At 61.1% G+C, this 22,089-nt stretch carries 21 protein-coding genes; 15 read left to right on the top strand and 6 right to left on the bottom strand.

Features of this window, described 5'->3' with window-relative positions:
* Positions 1–35 precede the first annotated feature (35 nt).
* Positions 36–1,973 (top strand): methyl-accepting chemotaxis protein, encoded by a 1,938-nt coding sequence (locus ACW4TB_RS18660; protein ID WP_279933699.1) that lies wholly within the window; start codon positions 36–38, stop codon positions 1,971–1,973.
* An 80-nt stretch (positions 1,974–2,053) separates the two neighbouring features.
* Here the strand turns inward: ACW4TB_RS18660 and ACW4TB_RS18655 are convergent, their stop codons facing one another.
* Positions 2,054–3,094, bottom strand: coding sequence for a threonine aldolase family protein (locus ACW4TB_RS18655; RefSeq protein ID WP_012316644.1), 1,041 nt, complete (start codon positions 3,092–3,094; stop codon positions 2,054–2,056).
* A gap of 324 nt (positions 3,095–3,418) precedes the next feature.
* On the opposite strand from ACW4TB_RS18655, the gene ACW4TB_RS18650 reads away from it, so the two are divergent.
* The 7 genes from ACW4TB_RS18650 to fdhA all read left to right on the top strand — a co-directional run bounded on the left by ACW4TB_RS18650 (position 3,419) and on the right by fdhA (position 12,454).
* A complete protein-coding gene (locus ACW4TB_RS18650; protein ID WP_012316643.1) occupies positions 3,419–4,672 on the top strand; it encodes a serine hydroxymethyltransferase in 1,254 nt (417 codons plus the stop codon).
* Between the two features lie 15 nt (positions 4,673–4,687).
* Positions 4,688–5,938 (top strand): sarcosine oxidase subunit beta family protein, encoded by a 1,251-nt coding sequence (locus ACW4TB_RS18645; protein WP_012316642.1) that lies wholly within the window; start codon positions 4,688–4,690, stop codon positions 5,936–5,938.
* A gap of 14 nt (positions 5,939–5,952) precedes the next feature.
* Positions 5,953–6,288, top strand: a complete 336-nt coding sequence (locus ACW4TB_RS18640) for a sarcosine oxidase subunit delta (protein WP_012316641.1) — start codon at positions 5,953–5,955, stop codon at positions 6,286–6,288.
* Complete coding sequence (locus ACW4TB_RS18635) at positions 6,285–9,302, top strand: sarcosine oxidase subunit alpha (protein WP_012316640.1); 3,018 nt, start codon at positions 6,285–6,287, stop codon at positions 9,300–9,302. The genes ACW4TB_RS18640 and ACW4TB_RS18635 overlap by 4 nt, the downstream gene beginning before the upstream one ends.
* A gap of 179 nt (positions 9,303–9,481) precedes the next feature.
* Positions 9,482–10,114 (top strand): sarcosine oxidase subunit gamma, encoded by a 633-nt coding sequence (locus ACW4TB_RS18630; protein ID WP_012316639.1) that lies wholly within the window; start codon positions 9,482–9,484, stop codon positions 10,112–10,114.
* A 10-nt stretch (positions 10,115–10,124) separates the two neighbouring features.
* The gene (gene purU, locus ACW4TB_RS18625) at positions 10,125–10,982 is read left to right on the top strand and encodes a formyltetrahydrofolate deformylase (protein WP_012316638.1); all 858 of its coding nucleotides are present in this window, start codon (positions 10,125–10,127) and stop codon (positions 10,980–10,982) included.
* A 272-nt stretch (positions 10,983–11,254) separates the two neighbouring features.
* Complete coding sequence (fdhA, locus tag ACW4TB_RS18620; protein ID WP_279933487.1) at positions 11,255–12,454, top strand: formaldehyde dehydrogenase, glutathione-independent; 1,200 nt, start codon at positions 11,255–11,257, stop codon at positions 12,452–12,454.
* 45 nt (positions 12,455–12,499) lie between these two features.
* Here the strand turns inward: fdhA and ACW4TB_RS18615 are convergent, their stop codons facing one another.
* Positions 12,500–13,402 carry an RHS repeat-associated core domain-containing protein gene (locus tag ACW4TB_RS18615; protein WP_254466731.1) on the bottom strand — a complete coding sequence of 301 codons (903 nt, stop codon included), beginning with the start codon at positions 13,400–13,402 and terminating at the stop codon, positions 12,500–12,502.
* A gap of 37 nt (positions 13,403–13,439) precedes the next feature.
* Positions 13,440–14,438, bottom strand: coding sequence for an RHS repeat-associated core domain-containing protein (locus tag ACW4TB_RS18610; protein ID WP_254466729.1), 999 nt, complete (start codon positions 14,436–14,438; stop codon positions 13,440–13,442).
* Between the two features lie 539 nt (positions 14,439–14,977).
* On the opposite strand from ACW4TB_RS18610, the gene ACW4TB_RS18605 reads away from it, so the two are divergent.
* Both ACW4TB_RS18605 and ACW4TB_RS18600 read left to right on the top strand, forming a co-directional pair.
* Positions 14,978–15,136, top strand: coding sequence for a hypothetical protein (locus ACW4TB_RS18605; RefSeq protein ID WP_347882143.1), 159 nt, complete (start codon positions 14,978–14,980; stop codon positions 15,134–15,136).
* Positions 15,137–15,221: 85 nt separating this feature from the next.
* Positions 15,222–15,497, top strand: coding sequence for a DUF2780 domain-containing protein (locus ACW4TB_RS18600; RefSeq protein ID WP_455843043.1), 276 nt, complete (start codon positions 15,222–15,224; stop codon positions 15,495–15,497).
* Between the two features lie 98 nt (positions 15,498–15,595).
* Here the strand turns inward: ACW4TB_RS18600 and ACW4TB_RS18595 are convergent, their stop codons facing one another.
* Both ACW4TB_RS18595 and ACW4TB_RS18590 read right to left on the bottom strand, forming a co-directional pair.
* Complete coding sequence (locus tag ACW4TB_RS18595; protein WP_279933483.1) at positions 15,596–16,285, bottom strand: RHS repeat-associated core domain-containing protein; 690 nt, start codon at positions 16,283–16,285, stop codon at positions 15,596–15,598.
* Between the two features lie 51 nt (positions 16,286–16,336).
* Positions 16,337–16,660: a hypothetical protein gene (locus tag ACW4TB_RS18590; RefSeq protein ID WP_279933481.1), complete on the bottom strand. Its 324-nt coding sequence runs from the start codon at positions 16,658–16,660 to the stop codon at positions 16,337–16,339.
* Between the two features lie 415 nt (positions 16,661–17,075).
* Here ACW4TB_RS18590 and ACW4TB_RS18585 point away from each other — a divergent pair, with 415 nt between their 5' ends.
* Positions 17,076–17,324, top strand: coding sequence for a hypothetical protein (locus ACW4TB_RS18585; protein ID WP_046787518.1), 249 nt, complete (start codon positions 17,076–17,078; stop codon positions 17,322–17,324).
* A gap of 181 nt (positions 17,325–17,505) precedes the next feature.
* A complete protein-coding gene (locus tag ACW4TB_RS18580) occupies positions 17,506–18,081 on the top strand; it encodes a DUF2780 domain-containing protein (protein ID WP_042111818.1) in 576 nt (191 codons plus the stop codon).
* 19 nt (positions 18,082–18,100) lie between these two features.
* Here ACW4TB_RS18580 and ACW4TB_RS18575 read toward each other — a convergent pair whose 3' ends face one another.
* Positions 18,101–18,988 carry an acyltransferase gene (locus ACW4TB_RS18575; protein ID WP_012316631.1) on the bottom strand — a complete coding sequence of 296 codons (888 nt, stop codon included), beginning with the start codon at positions 18,986–18,988 and terminating at the stop codon, positions 18,101–18,103.
* Between the two features lie 191 nt (positions 18,989–19,179).
* Between ACW4TB_RS18575 and rloA2 the strand changes: the two genes are divergently transcribed.
* The 3 genes from rloA2 to creC all read left to right on the top strand — a co-directional run bounded on the left by rloA2 (position 19,180) and on the right by creC (position 21,985).
* Positions 19,180–19,671, top strand: a complete 492-nt coding sequence (rloA2, locus tag ACW4TB_RS18570; RefSeq protein WP_217433394.1) for a retropepsin-like aspartic peptidase RloA2 — start codon at positions 19,180–19,182, stop codon at positions 19,669–19,671.
* A gap of 200 nt (positions 19,672–19,871) precedes the next feature.
* A complete protein-coding gene (creB, locus tag ACW4TB_RS18565; protein ID WP_012316629.1) occupies positions 19,872–20,552 on the top strand; it encodes a two-component system response regulator CreB in 681 nt (226 codons plus the stop codon).
* A complete protein-coding gene (gene creC, locus ACW4TB_RS18560) occupies positions 20,552–21,985 on the top strand; it encodes a two-component system sensor histidine kinase CreC (protein WP_012316628.1) in 1,434 nt (477 codons plus the stop codon). Before creB ends, creC begins: the two co-directional genes overlap by 1 nt.
* The last annotated feature ends 104 nt before the right edge of the window (positions 21,986–22,089 follow it).

The following is a 22,089-nucleotide window of genomic DNA, read 5'->3' as shown; positions in this document are numbered from 1 at the left end:
TTCCCCCAAACAAAAATTCCTGGGGAGGAAGGGGCATGGGTATCTGGCGTCGAAGTATCCAGTGGCAGTTGATCGCGAGCATGGGCGCGGCACTGCTGGTGAGCATCCTGGTGGTCGTGATCATTTTCACCGTGGCGCTCAACCGCCTCACCGATCGCTACCTTGTGGACACGGCGCTGCCGGCCAGCATCGAAGCCATCCGCAACGACATCGAGCGAATGCTTGGCCAGCCGCTGGTAGCCGCAGCCGACATCGCCGGCAACACGCTGCTGCGTGATTGGCTGGCCGCCGGTGAAGATGCTGGCGAAATGCCGCGCTTTATCGAATACCTGCAGGCCGCCAAGCAGCGCAACCAGGCCTTCACCACACTCTTCGCCTCGACCGAGACCGGCCACTACTACAACGAGAATGGCTTGGACCGCACCCTCAGCCGTGACAACCCCAAAGACAAGTGGTTTTACGGCTACATCGACAGTGGCGCCGAGCGCCTGATCAATATCGATATCGACGGCGCTACCGGCGAGCTGGCGCTGTTCATCGACTACCGCGTGGAAAAGGACGGCAAGCTGGTCGGTGTGGCCGGCATGGGCCTGCGCATGACCGAGCTGTCGAAACTTATCCACGACTTCAGCTTTGGCGAGCACGGCAAGGTGTTTCTGGTACGCAACGATGGCTTGATCCAGGTGCACCCGGACAATGCCTTCAGCGGCAAGCGACAGCTCGCGCAGCAGCTCGATGAACAGGCCGCCAAGGTGGTGATGAGTGGTGAGCAGGGCTTGCGCACCAGCCGTTTCCAGCGTGAAGGCGAAGGCTATCTGGCCTTGGGCTTGCCCCTGCGCGACCTGAACTGGACCTTGGTTGCCGAGGTGCCTGAGGCAGAGATCTATGCGCAGATGCGTCAGGCGGTTTGGCTCACCACGGCGATCGGTGGTGGTGTGGCGCTGCTCTCGCTTTTGCTGGTGGTGCTGCTGGCGCGCGGGCTGGTGCGGCCTATTCGCCGTGTGACCGCCGCGCTGGTGCAGATTGGCAGCGGTGCGGGTGACCTCAGCCATCGCCTGGACGATTCGCGTCAGGACGAACTGGGCGATCTGGCCCGCGGCTTCAACCGTTTTCTCGACAGCCAGCGCGGGCTGATCGGCGAGGTGCTGCGCACCACCGAGCGCTTGCATCGGGCTGTCGAACAGGTGACTCAGGTTGTGGACAACACGGCCGAACGTTCCGGGCGGCAGCAGGAAATGACCGAAATGGTTGCCACCGCCGTGCACGAAATGGGGCTGACCGTGCAGGACATTGCCCGCAACGCCGGCGATGCTGCGCAGGCTTCGCAGTCAGCGCGGGACGAAGCCTTGCAGGCGCGTGAAGTGGTGCGCCGGTCGATCCAGGGTATCGAGGGCATGTCAGGTGACATCGGCAAGGCTGCGGATGCGGTGGCGCAATTGGCCGACGAAGTCGCCTCTATCGATGAAGTATTGGCGGTGATCCGCAGCATTTCCGAACAGACCAACCTGCTGGCGCTCAACGCTGCCATCGAGGCGGCGCGAGCAGGGGAGATGGGGCGTGGCTTTGCCGTGGTGGCAGATGAGGTGCGGACGCTGGCACGTCGTACCCAGGTGTCGACGGATGAAGTCCAGCAGATGATCCAGCGCCTCAAGCACGGGGCGGGTTCGGCGGTAACGTCGATGCACGCGGGGCAGCAGGCGACGGGTAGTGGCGTGGAGTCGAGCCAGCGAACCGGCGCCTCGTTGGGGGCGATTACCGACCAGGTCGAGCACATCAGCGACATGAACCATCAGGTGGCAACGGCGACGGAAGAGCAGTCGGCGGTGACCGAGGAGATCAACCGGACGGTGCAGGGGATTTCTGACCTGGCCAGGGAAACGGCGGCGGAAGTGCAGGGGTGTCGCGAGGAGTGCCAGGCGTTGCGTGGGCTGGCCGATGATCTTGCGCGGCAGATGGGTGGGTTCAAACTTTAGATCGCTGGGGCCGCTCCTACAGCATTCTGTAGGAGCGGCCTTGCGTCGCGAAAGGAGGGCAAAGCCCTCCCGGCAAGCTGTCAGGCGCCGATGATGTTGCGAATATCCGCCGCCAGCTCGCGCACGCGTGCCTCTTCGGTATCCCAGGAGCACATGAACCGCGCCCCGCCACTGCCAATGAAGGTGTAGAACCGCCAGCCCTTGCCACGCAGTGCTTCCAGCGCCGGCTCCGGCATCTGCAGGAACACCCCGTTGGCCTCCACCGGGAACATCAGCTCCACCCCCGGCAGGTCACTCACCAACGACGCCAGCAATTGTGCGCAACGGTTGGCGTGGTTGCCATGGCGCAGCCAGGCGCCGTCTTCCAGCAGCCCGACCCAGGGCGCCGACAAAAAGCGCATCTTCGAGGCCAGTTGCCCGGCCTGCTTGCAGCGGTAGTCGAAGTCTTCGGCCAGGTCGCGGTTGAAGAACAGGATCGCTTCACCCACCGCCATGCCGTTCTTGGTGCCGCCAAAACACAGCACATCCACGCCCGCCTTCCAGGTCAGCTCGGCCGGGCTGCAGCCAAGAAATGCGCAGGCATTGGTGAACCGCGCGCCGTCCATATGCAGGTTCAGGCCCAGCTCCTTGCAGGTGGCGCTGATCGCCTTGAGCTCATCGGGGCGGTACACGGTGCCCACTTCGGTGGCCTGGGTGAGGGTCACCACGCGTGGCTTGGGGTAGTGGATGTCCTGGCGCTTGAGCGCCACTTCACGAATTGATTGTGGCGTCAGCTTGCCGTTGACGCTGGGCGCGGTGAGCAGCTTGGAACCGTTGGAGAAAAACTCCGGCGCGCCGCATTCGTCGGTCTCTACGTGGGCGGTTTCGGAGCAGATCACGCTGTGGTAGCTCTGGCACAGCGAGGCCAGGGCCAGCGAATTGGCCGCGGTGCCGTTGAAGGCGAAAAACACTTCGCAGTCGGTTTCGAACAGCTCGCGGAAGTACTGTGCGGCACGCTCGGTCCACTGGTCGTCGCCGTAGGCGCGGTCGTGGCCCATGTTGGCCTTTTCCATCGCTGCCCAGGCTTCGGGGCAGATACCGGAATAATTGTCGCTGGCGAATTGTTGGCTTTTATCTGTCATGACACGGTCCTGTGAACAACGCAGAACAGCACTCTAAACCATCGATTCAGCGGTTGCCTATGTAGGAGCGGCCTTGCGTCGCGAAAGGGTCGCGACGCGACCCCAGCCATTGCTTAAGCGCTGCTGAAGCTTGGGGCCGCTGCGCGACCCGTTCGCGACGCAAGGCCGCTCCTACAGGGATTTGCGCAACCGACGGGTGAATGTCGTAAACGCGCCATTGCAAGGCGTGCGCAGGCATCTGACCCACCCCGGCCAGTCATACCATCGCCACAAAGGGCCACAGTGCTCTACAGACAAGAAACGATCGCTGCCGGGAGAACCACGATGTTCAGCAAGCAAGACCAGATCCAGGGTTACGACGACGCACTGCTGGCGGCGATGAATGCCGAAGAACAGCGCCAGGAAGATCACATCGAGCTGATCGCCTCGGAGAACTACACCAGCAAGCGCGTCATGCAGGCCCAAGGCAGCGGCCTGACCAACAAGTACGCCGAAGGCTACCCAGGCAAGCGCTACTACGGTGGCTGCGAGCACGTCGACAAAGTCGAGGCGCTGGCCATCGAGCGCGCCAAGCAGCTGTTCGGTGCCGACTACGCCAACGTTCAGCCACATTCCGGCTCTTCGGCCAACAGCGCCGTGTATCTGGCTCTGCTGCAGGCCGGTGACACCATCCTGGGCATGAGCCTGGCCCACGGCGGCCACCTGACCCACGGCGCCAAAGTGTCGTCCTCGGGCAAGCTGTACAACGCGGTGCAATACGGCATCGACACCAACACCGGTCTGATCGACTACGACGAAGTCGAGCGCCTGGCCGTCGAGCACAAGCCGAAGATGATCGTTGCCGGCTTCTCGGCCTATTCCAAGACCCTCGACTTCCCGCGTTTTCGCGCCATCGCCGACAAGGTCGGTGCGCTGTTGTTCGTCGACATGGCCCACGTTGCCGGCCTGGTTGCCGCTGGCCTGTACCCGAACCCGATCCCGTTCGCCGACGTGGTGACCACCACTACCCACAAGACCCTGCGCGGCCCACGTGGCGGCCTGATCCTGGCCAAGTCGAACGAAGAAATCGAGAAAAAGCTCAACGCCGCAGTATTCCCTGGCGCCCAGGGCGGCCCGCTGATGCACGTCATCGCCGCCAAGGCCGTGTGCTTCAAGGAAGCTCAGGAGCCTGAGTTCAAGAGCTACCAGAAGCAGGTCATCGAGAACGCCCAGGCCATGGCCCAGGTGTTCATCGACCGCGGCTACGACGTGGTCTCCGGCGGTACCGACAACCACCTGTTCCTGGTCAGCCTGATCCGCCAGGGCCTGACCGGCAAAGATGCCGACGCTGCCTTGGGCCGCGCGCACATCACCGTCAACAAAAACGCTGTGCCGAACGACCCGCAGTCGCCGTTCGTCACTTCCGGCCTGCGCATCGGCACCCCTGCTGTCACCACACGCGGCTTCAAGGTCGCCCAGTGTGTGGCCCTGGCCGGCTGGATCTGCGACATCCTCGACAACCTCGGTGACGCTGACGTCGAAGCCGATGTGGCGAAGAACGTCGCGGCTCTGTGCACAGACTTCCCTGTTTACCGCTGAGTGGAGTAAACGACCATGCAACGCTACTCGGGCTTCGGCCTCTTCAAACACTCCCTCAGCCACCACGAGAACTGGCAGCGCATGTGGCGCACGCCGACCCCTAAAAAGGTCTACGACGTGGTCATCGTCGGCGGTGGCGGCCATGGCCTGGCCACCGCCTACTACCTGGCCAAGGAACACGGCATCACCAATGTCGCGGTGGTCGAGAAAGGTTACCTGGGCGGCGGCAACACCGCCCGTAACACCACCATCGTGCGTTCCAACTACCTGTGGGACGAATCGGCCCAGCTGTACGAGCATGCCATGAAGCTGTGGGAGGGCCTGTCCCAGGACATCAACTACAACGTGATGTTCTCCCAGCGCGGGGTCTACAACCTGTGCCATACCCTGCAGGACATTCGTGATTCCGAGCGCCGCGTCAGCGCCAACCGCCTCAACGGCGTCGATGGCGAACTGCTCAACACCGCCCAGGTCGCGGCCGAAATCCCGTACCTGGACTGCTCGAAGAACACCCGTTACCCGATCCTCGGCGCTACCGTTCAGCGCCGTGGTGGCGTCGCCCGTCACGACGCCGTGGCCTGGGGTTACGCCCGTGCCGCCGACGCCCTGGGCGTGGACCTGATCCAGCAGACCGAAGTGATCGGTTTCCGCAAGGAAAACGGTGCAGTGATCGGTGTGGAAACCAACAAAGGTTTCATCGGCGCCAAGCGCGTCGGTGTGGTCACTGCCGGTAATTCCGGGCACATGGCCAGGCTGGCCGGCTTCCGCCTGCCGCTGGAGTCGCACCCGCTGCAAGCACTGGTATCCGAGCCGATCAAGCCGATCATCGACAGCGTGATCATGTCCAACGCCGTGCACGGCTACATCAGCCAGTCCGACAAGGGCGACCTGGTGATCGGCGCCGGTATCGACGGCTGGGTCGGCTACGGCCAGCGCGGTTCGTACCCGGTTATCGAGCACACCCTGCAGGCCATCGTCGAGATGTTCCCCAACCTCTCGCGCGTGCGTATGAACCGCCAGTGGGGCGGCATCGTCGACACCTCGCCGGACGCCTGCCCGATCATTTCCAAGACTCCGGTCAAGAACATGTTCTTCAACTGCGGCTGGGGCACCGGCGGCTTCAAGGCGACCCCGGGCTCGGGCAACGTCTTTGCCGCAAGCCTGGCCAAAGGCGAGATGCACCCGCTGGCTGCGCCGTTCTCCATGGACCGTTTCTACAACGGCGCACTGATCGACGAACACGGCGCCGCCGCCGTCGCCCACTAACCGGAGACACCGTCATGTTGCATATTTTTTGTCCCCACTGCGGCGAGCTGCGCTCCGAAGAAGAGTTCCACGCCTCTGGCCAGGCGCACATCGCTCGCCCGCTGGACCCCAACGCCTGCTCCGACGAAGAGTGGGGCACTTACATGTTCTTCCGCGACAACCCGCGCGGTATTCACCATGAACTGTGGGACCACGTTGCCGGCTGCCGTCAGTACTTCAACGTCACCCGCGACACCGTGACCTACGAAATTCTGGAAACCTACAAGATCGGTGAGAAGCCGCAGGTGACCGCAGGCGGCAAGCAAAGCAGCGCACCGTCGACCGTCAAAGGCCAAGGGGAAAAAGTATGAGCCAGACCTATCGCCTCGCCAGCGGCGGCCGTATCGACCGCAGCAAGGTCCTGAACTTCACCTTCAACGGCAAGACCTACCAGGGGTATGCCGGTGACAGCCTGGCCGCCGCGCTGCTGGCCAACGGCGTCGATATCGTGGGCCGCAGCTTCAAGTACTCGCGCCCACGCGGCATCATCGCCGCCGGTACCGAAGAGCCGAACGCCATCTTGCAGATCGGCTCCAGCGAAGCCACGCAGATCCCCAACGTGCGCGCTACCCAGCAGGCGCTGTACGCAGGCCTTGTCGCCACCAGCACCAACGGCTGGCCGAACGTCAACAACGACGTCATGGGCATCCTCGGCAAGGTCGGCGGCAGCATGATGCCGCCGGGCTTCTACTACAAAACCTTCATGTACCCGAAATCGTTCTGGATGACTTACGAGAAGTACATCCGTAAGGCGGCAGGCCTTGGCCGTGCGCCGCTGCAGAACGACCCGGACAGCTACGACTACATGAACCAGCACTGCGACGTGCTGATCGTCGGTGCCGGCCCTGCAGGCCTGGCCGCTGCCCTGGCCGCTGCGCGCAGCGGTGCCCGGGTGATCCTGGCCGACGAACAGGAAGAGTTCGGCGGCAGCCTGCTCGACAGCCGCGAGACCCTCGATGGCAAGCCGGCCGCTGACTGGGTCAACGCCGTGGTCAAAGAACTGCAAAGCCTGCCGGAAGTGACCCTGCTACCACGCGCCACGGTCAACGGCTACCACGACCACAACTTCCTGACCATTCACGAGCGCCTTACCGACCACCTCGGTGACCGTGCCCCGATCGGCCAGGTTCGCCACCGTGTGCACCGTGTACGTGCCAAGCGCGTTGTACTGGCAGCCGGTGCCCACGAGCGCCCGCTGGTGTACGGCAACAACGACGTGCCGGGCAACATGCTGGCCGGCGCTGTCTCCACCTATGTGCGCCGCTACGGCGTGGCACCGGGCCGCAAGCTGGTGCTGTCGACCAACAACGACCATGCCTACCGGGCTGCGCTGGACTGGCATGACGCTGGCCTGCAGGTCGTCGCCATCGCCGACGCCCGCCACAACCCACGTGGTTCGCTGGTTGAGGAAGCCCGTGCCAAAGGCATCCGCATCCTCACTTCCAGCGCTGTGATTGAGGCCAAAGGCAGCAAGCATGTCACCGGTGCCCGCGTGGCGGCCATCGATGTGCAGGCACACAAGGTCACCAGCCCCGGCGAAACCCTCGAATGCGACCTGATCGCAACCTCCGGCGGCTACAGCCCGATCGTCCACCTGGCCTCGCACCTGGGCGGTCGCCCGGTTTGGCGTGATGACATTCTTGGCTTCGTGCCCGGTGATGCGCCGCAAAAGCGCGTGTGCGTGGGTGGCATCAACGGCGTATATGCACTGGGCGATGTGATTGCCGATGGTTTCGAAGGCGGCGTGCGCGCCGCCACCGAAGCCGGCTTCAAGGCTACCACCGGCACCCTGCCTAAGACCGTTGCACGCAAGGAAGAGGCCACCGTGGCGCTGTTCCAGGTGCCGCACGACAAGGGCAGCAAGGGGCCGAAGCAGTTCGTCGACCAGCAGAACGATGTGACCGCCGCCGGTATCGAACTGGCCACCCGCGAAGGCTTCGAGTCGGTCGAGCACGTCAAGCGCTATACCGCGCTGGGCTTCGGTACCGACCAAGGCAAACTGGGCAACATCAACGGCCTGGCCATCGCGGCCCGTTCGATCGGTATCACCATTCCGGAAATGGGCACCACAATGTTCCGCCCCAACTACACGCCGGTTACCTTCGGTGCGGTAGCGGGCCGTCACTGTGGCCACCTGTTCGAGCCCGTGCGCTTCACTGCCCTGCATGCCTGGCACGTGAAGAACGGCGCCGAGTTCGAAGACGTCGGCCAATGGAAGCGCCCTTGGTACTTCCCCAAGGCCGGTGAAGACATCCACGCCGCCGTGGCCCGTGAGTGCAAGGCCGTGCGCGACAGCGTGGGCCTGCTCGACGCCTCGACCCTGGGCAAGATCGATATCCAGGGCCCGGATGCCCGCGAGTTCCTCAACCGCATCTACAGCAACGCCTGGACCAAGCTGGATGTGGGCAAGGCCCGTTATGGCCTGATGTGCAAAGAAGACGGCATGGTCTTCGACGACGGCGTGACCGCCTGTGTCGGCGACAACCACTTCTACATGACCACCACTACCGGCGGCGCCGCACGCGTGCTGCAGTGGCTGGAGCTGTATCACCAGACCGAATGGCCAGAGATGAAGGTGTATTTCACCTCGGTCACCGATCACTGGGCCACGCTGACCCTGTCCGGCCCCAACAGCCGCAAGCTGCTCAGCGAGCTGACCGACGACATCGACCTGGACAAGGACGCCTTCCCGTTCATGACCTGGAAGGAAGGCACTGTCGGTGGCGTACCGGCCCGCGTGTTCCGTATTTCGTTCACCGGTGAGCTGTCTTACGAAGTCAACGTGCAGGCCAACTACGCCATGGGCGTGCTGGAAAAAGTCATCGAGGCCGGCAAGAAGTACAACCTGACCCCGTACGGCACCGAAACCATGCACGTGCTGCGTGCCGAGAAGGGCTTCATCATCGTTGGCCAGGACACCGACGGCTCGATGACCCCGGACGACCTCAACATGAGCTGGTGTGTGGGCCGCAACAAGCCGTTCTCGTGGATCGGCCTGCGTGGCATGAACCGCGAAGACTGCGTGCGTGAAAACCGCAAGCAGCTGGTGGGCCTCAAGCCTGTGGACCCGACCAAGTGGCTGCCCGAAGGCGCTCAGTTGGTGTTCGACCCCAAGCAGCCGATCCCGATGGACATGGTCGGCCACGTCACCTCCAGCTACGCGGCCAACTCCCTGGGTTATTCGTTTGCCATGGGTGTGGTCAAAGGCGGCCTGAAACGCATGGGCGAGCGCGTTTATTCGCCGCAAGCCGATGGCAGCGTGATCGAGGCAGAAATCGTGTCTTCGGTGTTCTTCGATCCGAAGGGTGAGCGGCAGAACGTTTGACTCCGGGCCCTGTGACGAGCCGGCTGGCCCAATCGCTGGCAAGCCGGCTCCCACAGGATCGATGCAGTTATGAAGGTAGGTGCGGTCCCTGTGGGAGCCGGCTTGCCGGCGATGAGGCCGGCAAACACACCCTGCAAGCTGCGTCGTATCGACGACCAAGAATTCAAGGCAGGTAAGAAATGAGCGCTATCAACGTCTTCCAGCAAAACCCCGGCGCCGACGCCAAGGCTCAGTCGCCGCTGCATCACGCCGACCTGGCCAGCCTGGTTGGCAAGGGCCGCAAGAACGCAGGCGTGACCCTGCGTGAAAAGAAATTCCTCGGCCACCTGACCCTTCGCGGCGATGGCCACGACCCGGAATTCGCCGCAGGCGTGCACAAGGCCCTGGGCCTGGAGCTGCCAGTGGCCCTGACCGTGGTCGCCAATAGTGAGATGTCGCTGCAGTGGCTCGGCCCCGATGAGTGGCTGCTGATCGTCCCCGGCGGCCAGGAGTTCGCCGTCGAGCAAAAACTGCGCGCGGCCCTTGAAGGCCAGCACATCCAGGTGGTCAACGTCAGCGGCGGGCAAAGCCTGCTGGAGCTGCGTGGCCCGCACGTGCGCGAAGTGCTGATGAAGTCCACCAGCTATGATGTTCACCCGAACAACTTCCCGGTGGGCAAGGCGGTGGGTACCGTGTTCGCCAAGTCGCAACTGGTGATCCGCCGCACGGCCGAGGACACCTGGGAGCTGGTGATTCGCCGCAGCTTCGCCGATTACTGGTGGCTGTGGCTGCAGGACGCTTCTGCCGAATACGGCCTGAGCATCGAAGCCTAAGGAGAGCAGCATGAGTCGGGCACCGGATACCTGGATTCTCACCGCCGACTGCCCGAGCATGCTCGGCACCGTCGACGTGGTGACGCGTTACCTCTTCGAGCAGCGCTGCTACGTGACGGAGCACCACTCCTTCGATGACAGGCAGTCGGGGCGCTTTTTCATCCGCGTCGAGTTCCGCCAGCCGGACGATTTTGACGAGGTCGGTTTCCGTGCCGGCCTCGCCGAGCGCGGTGATGCGTTTGGCATGGCGTTCGAGCTGACCGCACCGAATCACCGCCCCAAGGTGGTGATCATGGTGTCCAAAGCCGACCACTGCCTGAACGACTTGCTCTATCGCCAGCGCATCGGCCAACTGGGCATGGACGTGGTCGCGGTGGTGTCCAACCACCCCGACCTCGAGCCGCTGGCGCACTGGCACAAGATTCCCTATTACCACTTCGCACTCGACCCCAACGACAAGGCCGGGCAAGAGCGCAAGGTGCTGGGGGTGATCGAGGAGACCGGCGCCGAGCTGGTTATCCTTGCCCGCTACATGCAGGTGCTGTCGCCTGAACTGTGCCGGCGCCTGGACGGCTGGGCGATCAATATCCATCACTCGTTGTTGCCGGGGTTCAAGGGCGCCAAGCCTTATCACCAGGCGTACAACAAGGGTGTGAAAATGGTGGGTGCCACGGCGCATTACATCAACAACGACCTCGACGAAGGGCCGATCATCGCCCAGGGCGTTGAGGTGGTGGATCACAGCCATTACCCCGAAGACCTGATTGCCAAGGGGCGTGACATCGAATGCCTGACCCTGGCGCGGGCAGTCGGGTATCACATCGAGCGGCGGGTGTTTCTCAACGCCAACCGTACTGTCGTTCTCTGAACAATTCTGGGGCTGCTGCGCAGCCCTTTCGCGACACAAGGCCGCTCCTACAGGCGATCGCGTCCCCTGTAGGAGCGGCCTTGTGTCGCGAAAGGGCCGCAAAGCGGCCCCCGCTTGTGGCCTGCCGTAAAAAGGCATCCCCCTGTCGTTTTCAGTCAGTGCCTTGTGCTCCATCAAGCCCACAATTCCCTGCATTCCAGCAACACATGTCGCCCATGGACGGCGGCGCTTCAACCAACGCTGCATAAATACAAATCAAGCGAGGTAAGAGCATGTCTGGCAATCGTGGAGTGGTGTACCTGGGCGCTGGCAAGGTCGAGGTGCAGAAAATCGACTACCCAAAGATGCAGGACCCGCGCGGCAAGAAGATCGAGCACGGCGTCATCCTCAAGGTGGTCTCCACCAACATCTGCGGCTCCGACCAGCACATGGTCCGCGGCCGCACCACTGCCCAGGTCGGCCTGGTCCTGGGCCACGAAATCACCGGTGAAATCGTCGAGATGGGGCGTGACGTCGAACGCCTGAAAATCGGTGACCTGGTGTCGGTGCCGTTCAACGTCGCCTGCGGCCGCTGCCGCTCCTGCAAAGAGATGCACACCGGTGTCTGCCTCACCGTCAACCCGGCCCGCGCCGGCGGTGCCTACGGTTACGTTGACATGGGCGACTGGACCGGCGGCCAGGCTGAATACGTGCTGGTACCGTATGCCGACTTCAACCTGCTGAAACTGCCGGATCGCGACAAGGCCATGGAGAAGATCCGTGACCTGACCTGCCTGTCCGACATCCTGCCAACCGGCTACCACGGTGCCGTGACTGCTGGCGTAGGCCCAGGCAGTACCGTTTACGTCGCAGGTGCTGGCCCGGTCGGCCTGGCTGCCGCCGCTTCTGCCCGCCTGCTGGGCGCTGCCTGCGTCATCGTCGGTGACCTGAACCCGGCCCGCCTGGCGCATGCCAAGGCGCAAGGCTTCGAAGTGGTCGACCTGTCCAAGGACACCCCGCTGCACGAGCAGATCGTCGACATCCTTGGCGAGCCGGAAGTGGACTGTGCAGTTGATGCGGTGGGCTTTGAGGCACGTGGTCATGGGCATGAAGGCGCCAAACATGAAGCACCGGCCACTGTGCTGAACTCGCTGATGCAGGTCACCCGCGTTGCTGGCAACATCGGTATCCCGGGGCTGTACGTGACCGAAGACCCGGGCGCGGTGGATGCTGCCGCCAAGATCGGCGCGCTGAGCATCCGCTTCGGCCTGGGATGGGCGAAATCGCACAGCTTCCACACTGGCCAGACCCCGACCATGAAGTACAACCGCCAATTGATGCAGGCGATCATGTGGGACCGGATCAACATCGCTGAAGTTGTTGGTGTGCAGGTCATCAGCCTGGATCAGGCGCCAGAAGGGTACGGCGAGTTCGATGCCGGGGTGCCGAAGAAGTTTGTGATTGACCCGCACAAGACGTTTAGCGCGGCGTAATTAAAAAACAAAAAGCCCCACGAGAGAGGGGCTTTTTGCTATTCGTTAGTCCCAACGTGACGGAGCCCTTGGGAACGCATCAGTGGACTGCCTGATTTCGCTAGCCCTAGAATGGAACAGCGACCGCGGTGCCTCAACAAAGCTTCTGACGAACAGCGGCTGCGGGGGCGCGGCATCGGGCAGCGGGCTTCCGCTGCGTGATCCTGCAGGGGAACTATCCGTCGATGGTATTGGCGAGCCGGGCGTTGGCATTTTTGGGATTGTAGCGGGCGAATCCCGTCGGGCCGCTGTTTCGCCCGACGTTAGTCCGGCTTCTGTATGAGCGGTGTGCCCTCCGGCTTGAGAAGAGGGTGTCAGCGAGCTATTCGACGAACTTTTTGCTGTTGACGAACCGATATTCACGGCGATGTTCTTGCTAACCTTGAGTATCTCGTCATTTGGGAGTTCAACCCGCCTCAGTTTAGGCCGTGGTTTAACAAACCTTTTTGGCATATGCCCGCTTGAGTCGATGAAGTTGACCGGGTCACCTTCGCAATAGCAGTAAGCATTCAACCCACCCTGCCCGAATGGGCTCCAGCTGTCTGCTGCCAGGAAACGTCTCAGGCGCGGAGAATAGCTGCGGTATCCAAGCCCAAGTAGGTAGGAGGCCGCACCTGGCACGTAAGCTTCGCCATTGAAGCCAAGCGTTATTCGCATCGAGGGCAAGTTCGGATCGTGCCCGTAGGCTGAAAAGTTGTGGCCTTCCAGGCCCGCCGAATCTTGAACGTTGAGTACGGAACCCTTGTCATCGGTTGCCAGCAACCCGGTGGCAGGCGTGTCGCCGGTTTGAACCTCAGCCAGGGGCATGTCGTCATTGCGCAAGATGGCGCGATGCTGGTTGCCCTGCTTTACGGTGACGAGTTTCCCGTTTTGGTAGAAGAAGAGAGAGCTGCATGATGGCTTGTTCATCAATCAGTCCTTGGTAAAGAAAATATGGAGTTGAAAATCAATACAGTACATCGCTATTACGTATCATTTGACGGGCGTGTTCAGTCGCATAAATTATAGCGCCGTCTGACGGGGTGGCGATTTTGCGTTGAAAGTTAAAGTCGGGGGTTCGCTTGAAAGATGATTGCTTCTCACGTATTGCCATGTTGATTATGGCTTGTCCGCCATTGTTGGAATTGAATTTGAAGGAAGGTGTTGCAGTGACTGTACCTGAATAACCAATGGCGCGACGGTTGGTGATGTTGGATACCGATTGTATTAGTGATGGGCCGTTGTTTGCTGTCGGATCGGCTGACTTGCAGGAGATTATATGTATGTCATAACTGTTGGTGGCAAATCCTAGGTTTTCTAGGTTCTTAACTAATTGCTGTCCGTCGAGTTTGCCTTGCTCAGTTGCAATTTTGCCCTGTTTGCCGTGCGAAGCAACAGTGATTGCTTGTGCGTTCTTGCGCGTGGGGTGTTTTGCCATGTAAGCAAAAAAACCGGTTGTATTTTTAGCTTGGCCAGAAAACCTATTGGTTTTTCCGAAGATTCTGAAGTGCCCCGATGGATCGCTATGATTAACGGGGTCGCCAGTGACAAATGCGTAGCCATTGAGCCCGCCAGCCCCAAACGGGCTTAAGCTATCGGGACTTAAAAATCGCATGAGTGTTGGATGGTACGCACGTTGGCCATTGCCCAGCAAATACCAACCGGTTTCTGGCTGGTATCGCTCCCCCTTAAAGCCCAGTAAACAGGGGTTGCATTTTTTCTTCAGGTGGTATCCGTAAGCGTCATAGGTAAGAGGGCTATTCTCGGAAAAACTGTTTGCCTGTAGAATCGACCCGTCTTCGTCGGTTACCAGTATTTTGATCGAGCTTGTATCACCCTGCTCTTTTTCGGCTAGAAGGGCATCCGGCATACGAACAACGGAACTCGTTTTTTTTCCGTGCTTTACGGTCACTAGGTTTGCACCCTGGTAGAAGTTTAACTGCCGGCGCTCGATTTTTTTGCTCACTGGGGATTCCCTCGTACAGGATAAGGTGTTTGCCTAGAAATAGGGTGGGCAGCGAAGTACCAGTGTCTGGTTCTTAATAGCCCTCCACAACTGGCAAAACTGCTAGTTCTTGATCATGGTTGCGCTGACATCGGACAAAAGATCGAGAAAATTCTTACACCTACAAGCTAGTCATCCCTAGCCTTGGGAAATACCCTACGCATTCTGTCGACCGCCGTCTGATTGCCCCTGGAATCCTCACCCTCTAGCCTGATTGGGTCGCTGAATGGCTCAGCGATCGGGCGTGGAAACCCGGCAAGATGCATGGCTGTTGTCGATATGACGGCTGTACGCGGGAGGTCTTCGGGCCTGCCGGGTTAACCATGCACCGGTCTTTCCACCCCGTGTACAGCTGTCACCCTAATGTGTGGAAACGGACGGGTGGCACTTCACACTGCATGGTGTTTTGATGAAAAAAACTAGTCCCCGATCCACCCCGCCTCAAACTGTTCAACACCCTCTATTCCTCCATCCACCCCGAGCTGATCCCACCCGAGGCCTTGGCGGTCGCCAGCGAGATGCTGCTGGGTATTTCGGAAGTCGTCGGCGAGTATTGCCGCGCGCATACCGGCGAGCCGGGCGTGCACATGCTCACCAATGCCGTGCACAGCGCCGATACCGCACATGCGTTGATCGAGCATGCGCTTGAGCGCATGTGAGGGTGAGGCTGGCAGTCGGGCTGCTGGGGCCGCTTTGCGGCCCTTTCGCGACACGAGGCCGCTCCTACAGCTGAACGGGGGGCTGATGCGGGCCTGCCCGATGCGCGGCCCGGAACAAACCCCTGAACACTCAGTCGAATGCCTCGTTTCCCCGGCCATCCCGGCCCACGAGGTTCCTCCCAATGGTGGCCTGGGTGAGTTGCTGGGCGAGAATAGTGAAAGCCAGTCGGCGCTGAGCAATGCCCTGGGCAACAACGTCGAGAACCGCAACTACCTGGACGCGGCGTTCAAGGCGCTGCGGATGGACACCGCGATGATCGGCCAGTTTGCGCCGCTGATTCTGCAGTACCTGGGCCAGTAGTGTATGGTTGGGTCGTTGCTGCAGAACCTTGGGAGCCTCTGGACCACTCCGGCGCCAGTAAATACGCCGTCGGTTTGATTGGGCTGGACATGGATTGGTCAGGAGTGGAACCACCTGATCATCGCCATGTTCAATCGATCTTGCTGTTTTGGCACTTCACTACGGATTCTGGCGAGATCCGCAAGGTAATCTGCACGCATTCCCGGGTCATGCACGTATTTCAGAAACACTGGAGCACGTGCAAGGGACTGCCTCGCCCCCACCAGTTCGTTGGCCAGAGTTACGACCTCACTCAATGTCACGCTTGGATTTCGCCGGTCTTCAAACGGCATTCGACCGCCGTTGGCTAGTGGGTTTCTATTGACGCGTGGCTGCTGCGTTTGCGGTGGTGGAGTTGACGGGTCGCTGCGTCCGGTTTCCAAGCGCTGCCTGTTGAGGGAGTGGTTGAGACGCTGGGCCGTCTGGGGGGGAGGAACATCGGACGTTAGTATTACGGCGTGGCGGCGTAATCGATTGAAAGCTGCATGCCCGTCTGGATCTACGTTGTTTATGGAGTCTCCTGTGCAATAGCCATAGGCATTCACCCCCCCATCGCCGAACGGACTCCAGCTATCAGGTGCAATGAATCGCATGATTCGCGGGCTGTACGGGCGATAGCCATTGCCCAGCTGGTAAGTTTGAGAGTGCCTTTCTAGCAATTCACCATTGAAACCGAGCAATTGCTGATGTGATAGGCCCTCTTGACGATGCCCATAAGGCGTATAAACATAAAATGCAGCGTTTTTCATCGAGTATCCCTCACGTCTGGCCATCAATAGCTTCTGAGTGTGGAGTTAAGATTATTTAGCCGATCTTTCATTTCGATAAACTGCTATGCGATTTTTATATCTTGCGCTCCCATGCTGCTCTTCAGTAACGCCTTTCTTTTTGGCAAGCTCGATCGTCGAAGGCTCATGGAGATAATCAAGATCTTGCAGTTTTCGTTCCGCACGTTTGGTGCGTTTCTGAATATAGATATCTTGTGCCAGACGTTTCGCCGGCTTGAACCTCGGCCAAGGGCATGTCGGCATTGCGCAATATGGCGTACTTATGCGCTCCCGGGTGACGGTGATGAGCTTTTTGTTCTGATAGAAGAACTGTGTAGCATTCGACTGATTTTTCATGAAGCGCTCCTGTTATCAGTCACTGCTGCTGATGGGCCTACCACAGGATATTGTTCATGGGTGGAGCCGCCGGCTACTGGCAAAAATGATAGGTATGCGGAAACTGCCCACGTAGCGATGGGTAATTTCCTACTTACTCGTTGAGGTAGTAGGAAATACCCTACGCAGTCTGTCGAATCGCGTCTGATTGCCCTTGATAACCCTGGCCCGTAGCCTCATCGGGTCGCTGAAAGGTTCAGCGATGGGGGTGTGGAAACCCCGGTAGTCATCGATCGACATGCCGTTATGGCAGCTGTGCGCGGGAGGCCGTTTGGCCTACCGGGTTGCTCGATGACCGGTTTTCCACCCCGCGTTCAGCTGCCTCCATTCGTGTGGAAACGATGGTGGTGGCTTTCCCATCACATCGAGTTGAACCATGAAAAAAATAGTCCCCGATCCACCCCGCCTCAAACTGTTCAACACCCTCTATTCCTCCATCCACCCCGAACTGATCCCGCCCGAGGCCTTGGCGGTCGCCAGCGAGATGCTGCTGGGTATCTCTGAAGTCGTCGGCGAGTATTGCCGCGCGCATACCGGCGAGCCGGGCGTGCACATGCTCACCAATGCCGTGCACAGCGCCGATACCGCACATGCGTTGATCGAGCATGCGCTTGAGCGCATGTGAGGGTGAGGCTGGCAGTCGGGCTGCTGGGGCCGCTTTGCGGCCCTTTCGCGACACGAGGCCGCTCCTGCAGCTGAACGGGGGGCTGATGCGGGCCTGCCCGATGCGCGGCCCGGAACAAACCCCTGAACACTCAGTCGAATGCCTCGTTTCCCAGGCCATTCCGGCCTACGAGGTCCCCCCGATGAAAGCATTCACCCTGGCAACCCTGATGACCCTGGCCGCAAGCCCGGTGTTCGCCTTCAACCTCAGCGATGCCGCCAATGCTGTGTCGGCCGTGCAAAACCAGAATCAGCAAGCCCAGGTGCAGGCGCCTGAGGCGCAGGCCAATCTGCTCAACACCCTGGGCAGCGAACTGAACATCACCCCGGAACAGGCGGTGGGCGGGGCAGGGGCGATGCTGGGGCTGGCGCGCAACAACCTGAGCAGTGACGACTACGGTCAGCTGACCCAGGCTGTGCCGGGGCTGGACTTGCTGTCTGGCGCTGCCATGCTGGGCGGGTTGAGTGGGCTGGGCGAAATGCTGGGCAAGAGCAGCCAAAACCAGTCGGCATTGAGCAATGCATTGGGTAACAACGTTGAGAACCGCAGCGACCTGGACAATGCCTTCAAGGCGCTGGGTATGGATACGGGCATGATCGGGCAGTTCGCGCCGTTGATTTTGCAGTACCTGGGCCAGCAGGGGATTGCCGGTTCGTTGCTGCAGAACCTGGGCAGCCTGTGGACTACCCCGGCGCCTTTGGCTCAGCCGTCGGTGTGAGGGCCTTATAGGGCCGCGGTCAGCCCATCTCCCCGCGCAATTGCTCGATCCGCTGGTCCTTCTCAATCCACAGCTGATTCACCCAGGCCTGTACTGCCTGGCGGAAAGCCGGATCATTCTCGTAATCCCCTGCCCACAGGGCAGGGTCAAGCTCTCGCACCTGAATGTCGATGATCACCCGGCTGATGCTGCCGTTGAGTAGGTCCCAAAACCCCGGAGCCTTGTTGCCGGGGTAAACGATGGTCACGTCCAGCAGCGCATCCAGCTGCTCGCCCAGCGCCGCCAGCACGAACGCCACGCCGCCGGCCTTGGGCTTGAGCAGGTAACGGTATGGCGACTGCTGTGCCTGGCGTTTGGCCTCGGTGAAGCGGGTGCCTTCGAGGTAGTTGACCACTGTTACCGGCTGACGCTTGAACAGTTCGCAGGCCGCTTTGGTGATTTCCAGGTCCTTGCCCTTCAGCTCCGGGTGCTTTTCCAGAAACGCCTTGCTGTAGCGCTTCATGAACGGGTAATCCAGGCCCCACCAGGCAAGGCCCAGCAGCGGTACCCAGATCAGCTCCTTCTTGAGGAAAAACTTGAAGAACGGCGTGCGGCGGTTGAGGCTTTCGATCAGCGCAGGGATGTCTACCCAGGTCTGGTGGTTGCTCACGGCCAGGTAGGAAGTGTCCTTGCGCAGGCTCTCGACGCCGCGGATGTCCCATTGGGTAGGGATGCACAGGGCGAAAATGGCCTTGTCGATTTCCGACCAGGCTTCAGCGACCCACATTACGGCAGCGGAGGCGTAGTCACGCCATCGGCCCGGCAGCACCAGTTTGAGCAGGGCGAAGACCAGCAGCGGGCAGATCAGCACCACGGTGTTGAGCAGCAGCAGGGTGGTTGTAAGAATGCCGGTCAGCAGGCGACGCATAGGGAAACTCTTGTTGTGGGATTTGAACGGGCGGCAATGATAAGCAGCGCCGCAGCCTACGCCAAATGTCCAATGCCCAGCGGCGGGGACAAATGTTTCACATTATGTTGTTTACCCTTGTGACAGCGAACCTATCCTGCTTGCACAGTCTAAGCACTGACCCCTTTCAAGGAAGCCTGCCTGTGAAACCAATGCTAGCCCTGTTGTCGCTGTTGGCGCTGCCGGTAATGGCCGCAGAACCTACGCTTTACGGCCGTTATGAGAACATCTCCCTGCCTGAACTCGGCGAAACCCTGAAGGCCAAGATGGACACCGGTGCCTACACCGCGTCGCTGTCGGCCAAGGACATCGAGCGCTTCACCCGCGATGGCGAGGACTGGGTGCGCTTCCGCCTGGCGACCAAGGAGTCCGACGGCAAGGTGTACGAGCATAAGGTTTCGCGCATCAGTAAGATCAAAAACCGCGCCGACGAAGACGATGAAGGCGATGCGCCCGAGCTTTCGCGCAGGCCGGTAATCGACCTTGAGTTGTGCCTGGGGGATGAGAAGCGCACCGTAGAAGTGAACCTGGTCGACCGCAGCAGCTTCAACTATCCGTTGCTGGTGGGTGCCAAGGCATTGCGCGAGTTCAAGGCTGCGGTAAACCCGGCAAAACGCTTCACTGCGGGCAAGCCTGACTGCTGATCCGAAGGGCGACGCGCTCTTCATGTAGGAGCGGCCTTGTGTCGCGAAGGGGCGCGCAGCGGCCCCGAAATATCCACAGCAGCACAGATATTGGGGCCGCTGCGCGCCCCTTCGCGACACAAGGCCGCTCCTACAGAGGATTGCGTCTTCATTGAAACTTGCCTATATGTCCAGCTTCGCCCTCAGCAAGGCCGGATGCCATGCCCCACATTCTCATCGTCGAAGACGAAGCCGCCATCGCCGATACCCTGATCTACGCCCTGCAGGCCGAGGGCCACAGCACCGCGTGGGTGACCCTGGGCACCGCGGCCCTGGAGCAGCAGCGCCAGCGGCCGGCCGACCTGGTGATCCTCGACATCGGGCTGCCCGACATCAGTGGTTTTGATACCTGCCGCCAGCTACGCCGCTTCAGCGAGGTGCCGGTGATGTTCCTCAGCGCCCGTGACGGTGAAATCGACCGGGTTGTAGGCCTGGAAATAGGCGCCGACGACTACGTGGTCAAACCCTTCAGCCCGCGGGAGGTGGCGGCCCGGGTGCGGGCGATCCTCAAGCGCATGGCGCCACGGGTCGAGCCACCTGCCGAAACGGCACTGTTCCAGCTCGACACCCTGCGCATGCTGATCAGCTACCGCAGCCAGCCGCTGAGCCTGACCCGCCACGAATTCCGTTTGCTGCAATGCCTGCTGACGCAACCGCAGCGTGTATTCAGCCGCGAACAGTTGCTCGATGCGCTGGGAGTGGCCTCCGATGTGGGTTACGAGCGCACCATCGACAGCCATATCAAGAGCCTGCGCGCCAAGCTGCGGCAGGTGGCTGCCCATGCCGAACCGATCCAGACCCATCGTGGGCTGGGTTACAGCTACAGCCCGGAACACGCCTGATGCGCCTGGGCATTCGGATCTTTCTGGTGTACTTCCTGTTCGTCGGGTTGGCGGGTTACTTCCTGCTCAATACGGTGCGCGAGCAGATTCGCCCCGTAGTACGCCAGTCTTCCGAGGAAACCCTGGTAGACACCGCCAACCTGCTGGCCGAGATCCTTCATGATGACGTCAAGGCCGGCACCCTTGCCCAGAGCCGCCTGCCTGAGGTGCTCAAGGCGTATGGCTTGCGTAGCCCCGGCGCGCAGATCTGGGGCCTGGCCAAGAACCAGGTCAGCCACCGCATCTACGTTACCGATGCCAAAGGCATCGTGCTGCTCGATTCCAGCGGCCAGGACCTGGGCAAGGACTATTCGCGCTGGAATGACGTGTACCTGACGCTGCGTGGCCAATACGGTGCCCGTTCCACCCGCAGCGTGGAAGAGGACGAAAGCACCTCGGTGATGCACGTGGCCGCGCCGATCGTGGACCAGGGCAAGGTTATCGGTGTGGTCACCGTGGCCAAGCCCAACAGCTCGTTGCAGCCGTATATCGACCGTTCCGAACAGCGTTTGCTTGGCCTGGGGTTGGGGCTGATCGGCATGGGGCTGTTGATCGGCGCTGCGCTGTCCTGGTGGCTGGCCCGCTCCCTGCGCAGGCTGGCACGCTATGCGCAGGCGGTCAGCGAAGGCCAGCGCGCTGCGCTGCCTTACTACAAGGGCGGTGAGCTGGCGCACCTGGCAAATGCGGTGGAGCGCATGCGCACACAGCTTGAGGGCAAGGCGTATGTCGAACGCTACGTTCATACCCTGACCCACGAATTGAAGAGCCCGCTGGCGGCTATCCGCGGTGCGTCTGAATTGCTCCAGGGTGATATGCCGGCCGAGCAGCGGGCGCGTTTTGCCGGCAATATCGAGCGCGAAAGCGAGCGGTTGCAGCAGATGATCGAGCGTTTGCTCAACCTGGCGCGGGTCGAGCAGATGCAGGCGCTGGAAGATGAGCAGCAGGTTGCTTTGGCCGCGTTGGTCGATGAGCTGCTGCTGGCACATGCCGCACGCATCGACGCAAGCGGCTTGCAGGTGCGCCAGCGGGTGCCGGCGGGGTTGTGGCTGCTGTGCGATCCGTTTCTCATGCGCCAGGCGCTTGCCAACCTGCTCGACAATGCCCTGGATTTCACCCCGCCGGGCGGCGCGCTGCTGTTCGAGCTGGAGCGCGATGGCGAGCGGGTGGCGCTGAGCCTGTTCAATCAGGGGGAGGCGATACCCGCCTACGCCATCGGCCGGGTTGCCGAGCGTTTCTATTCGCTGCCGCGGCCGGGGAGTGGGCGCAAGAGTACCGGGCTGGGGCTGAACTTTGTGGCCGAGGTGATGCAACTGCATGGCGGGGCGCTGGCGGTGAGCAACGTCGATGGCGGGGTACGCGTCAGGCTCTGGCTGCCGGAGCGGCGCATCAGCTGAGGTCGTCGGGGCCGCTGCGCGGCCCCAAAAAACACCGAATCTCCACACAATCTCCCCAAGGCCTCCACGCAGGGCGCAGACACTGCGCCCACTGCCACAGGAGG

This window comes from Lelliottia jeotgali, assembly GCF_977070485.1.
The sequence above is the reverse complement of the archived record's forward strand: the minus strand, read 5'-3'. Positions and strand labels throughout refer to the sequence as shown.

Bases quoted from the DNA above. Each gene is read 5' to 3' on its own strand.
- ACW4TB_RS18595 (WP_279933483.1), bottom strand. From the start codon at position 16,285: ATGAAAAACGCTGCATTTTATGTTTATACGCCTTATGGGCATCGTCAA.
- creC (WP_012316628.1), top strand. From the start codon at position 20,552: ATGCGCCTGGGCATTCGGATCTTTCTGGTGTACTTCCTGTTCGTCGGG.
- ACW4TB_RS18635 (WP_012316640.1), top strand. From the start codon at position 6,285: ATGAGCCAGACCTATCGCCTCGCCAGCGGCGGCCGTATCGACCGCAGC.
- ACW4TB_RS18630 (WP_012316639.1), top strand. From the start codon at position 9,482: ATGAGCGCTATCAACGTCTTCCAGCAAAACCCCGGCGCCGACGCCAAG.
- ACW4TB_RS18590 (WP_279933481.1), bottom strand. From the start codon at position 16,660: ATGAAAAATCAGTCGAATGCTACACAGTTCTTCTATCAGAACAAAAAG.
- ACW4TB_RS18660 (WP_279933699.1), top strand. From the start codon at position 36: ATGGGTATCTGGCGTCGAAGTATCCAGTGGCAGTTGATCGCGAGCATG.
- ACW4TB_RS18575 (WP_012316631.1), bottom strand. From the start codon at position 18,988: ATGCGTCGCCTGCTGACCGGCATTCTTACAACCACCCTGCTGCTGCTC.
- ACW4TB_RS18640 (WP_012316641.1), top strand. From the start codon at position 5,953: ATGTTGCATATTTTTTGTCCCCACTGCGGCGAGCTGCGCTCCGAAGAA.
- ACW4TB_RS18580 (WP_042111818.1), top strand. From the start codon at position 17,506: ATGAAAGCATTCACCCTGGCAACCCTGATGACCCTGGCCGCAAGCCCG.
- ACW4TB_RS18655 (WP_012316644.1), bottom strand. From the start codon at position 3,094: ATGACAGATAAAAGCCAACAATTCGCCAGCGACAATTATTCCGGTATC.
- fdhA (WP_279933487.1), top strand. From the start codon at position 11,255: ATGTCTGGCAATCGTGGAGTGGTGTACCTGGGCGCTGGCAAGGTCGAG.
- ACW4TB_RS18615 (WP_254466731.1), bottom strand. From the start codon at position 13,402: ATGAACAAGCCATCATGCAGCTCTCTCTTCTTCTACCAAAACGGGAAA.
- creB (WP_012316629.1), top strand. From the start codon at position 19,872: ATGCCCCACATTCTCATCGTCGAAGACGAAGCCGCCATCGCCGATACC.
- purU (WP_012316638.1), top strand. From the start codon at position 10,125: ATGAGTCGGGCACCGGATACCTGGATTCTCACCGCCGACTGCCCGAGC.
- ACW4TB_RS18585 (WP_046787518.1), top strand. From the start codon at position 17,076: ATGAAAAAAATAGTCCCCGATCCACCCCGCCTCAAACTGTTCAACACC.
- rloA2 (WP_217433394.1), top strand. From the start codon at position 19,180: ATGCTAGCCCTGTTGTCGCTGTTGGCGCTGCCGGTAATGGCCGCAGAA.
- ACW4TB_RS18645 (WP_012316642.1), top strand. From the start codon at position 4,688: ATGCAACGCTACTCGGGCTTCGGCCTCTTCAAACACTCCCTCAGCCAC.
- ACW4TB_RS18650 (WP_012316643.1), top strand. From the start codon at position 3,419: ATGTTCAGCAAGCAAGACCAGATCCAGGGTTACGACGACGCACTGCTG.
- ACW4TB_RS18600 (WP_455843043.1), top strand. From the start codon at position 15,222: ATGCGGGCCTGCCCGATGCGCGGCCCGGAACAAACCCCTGAACACTCA.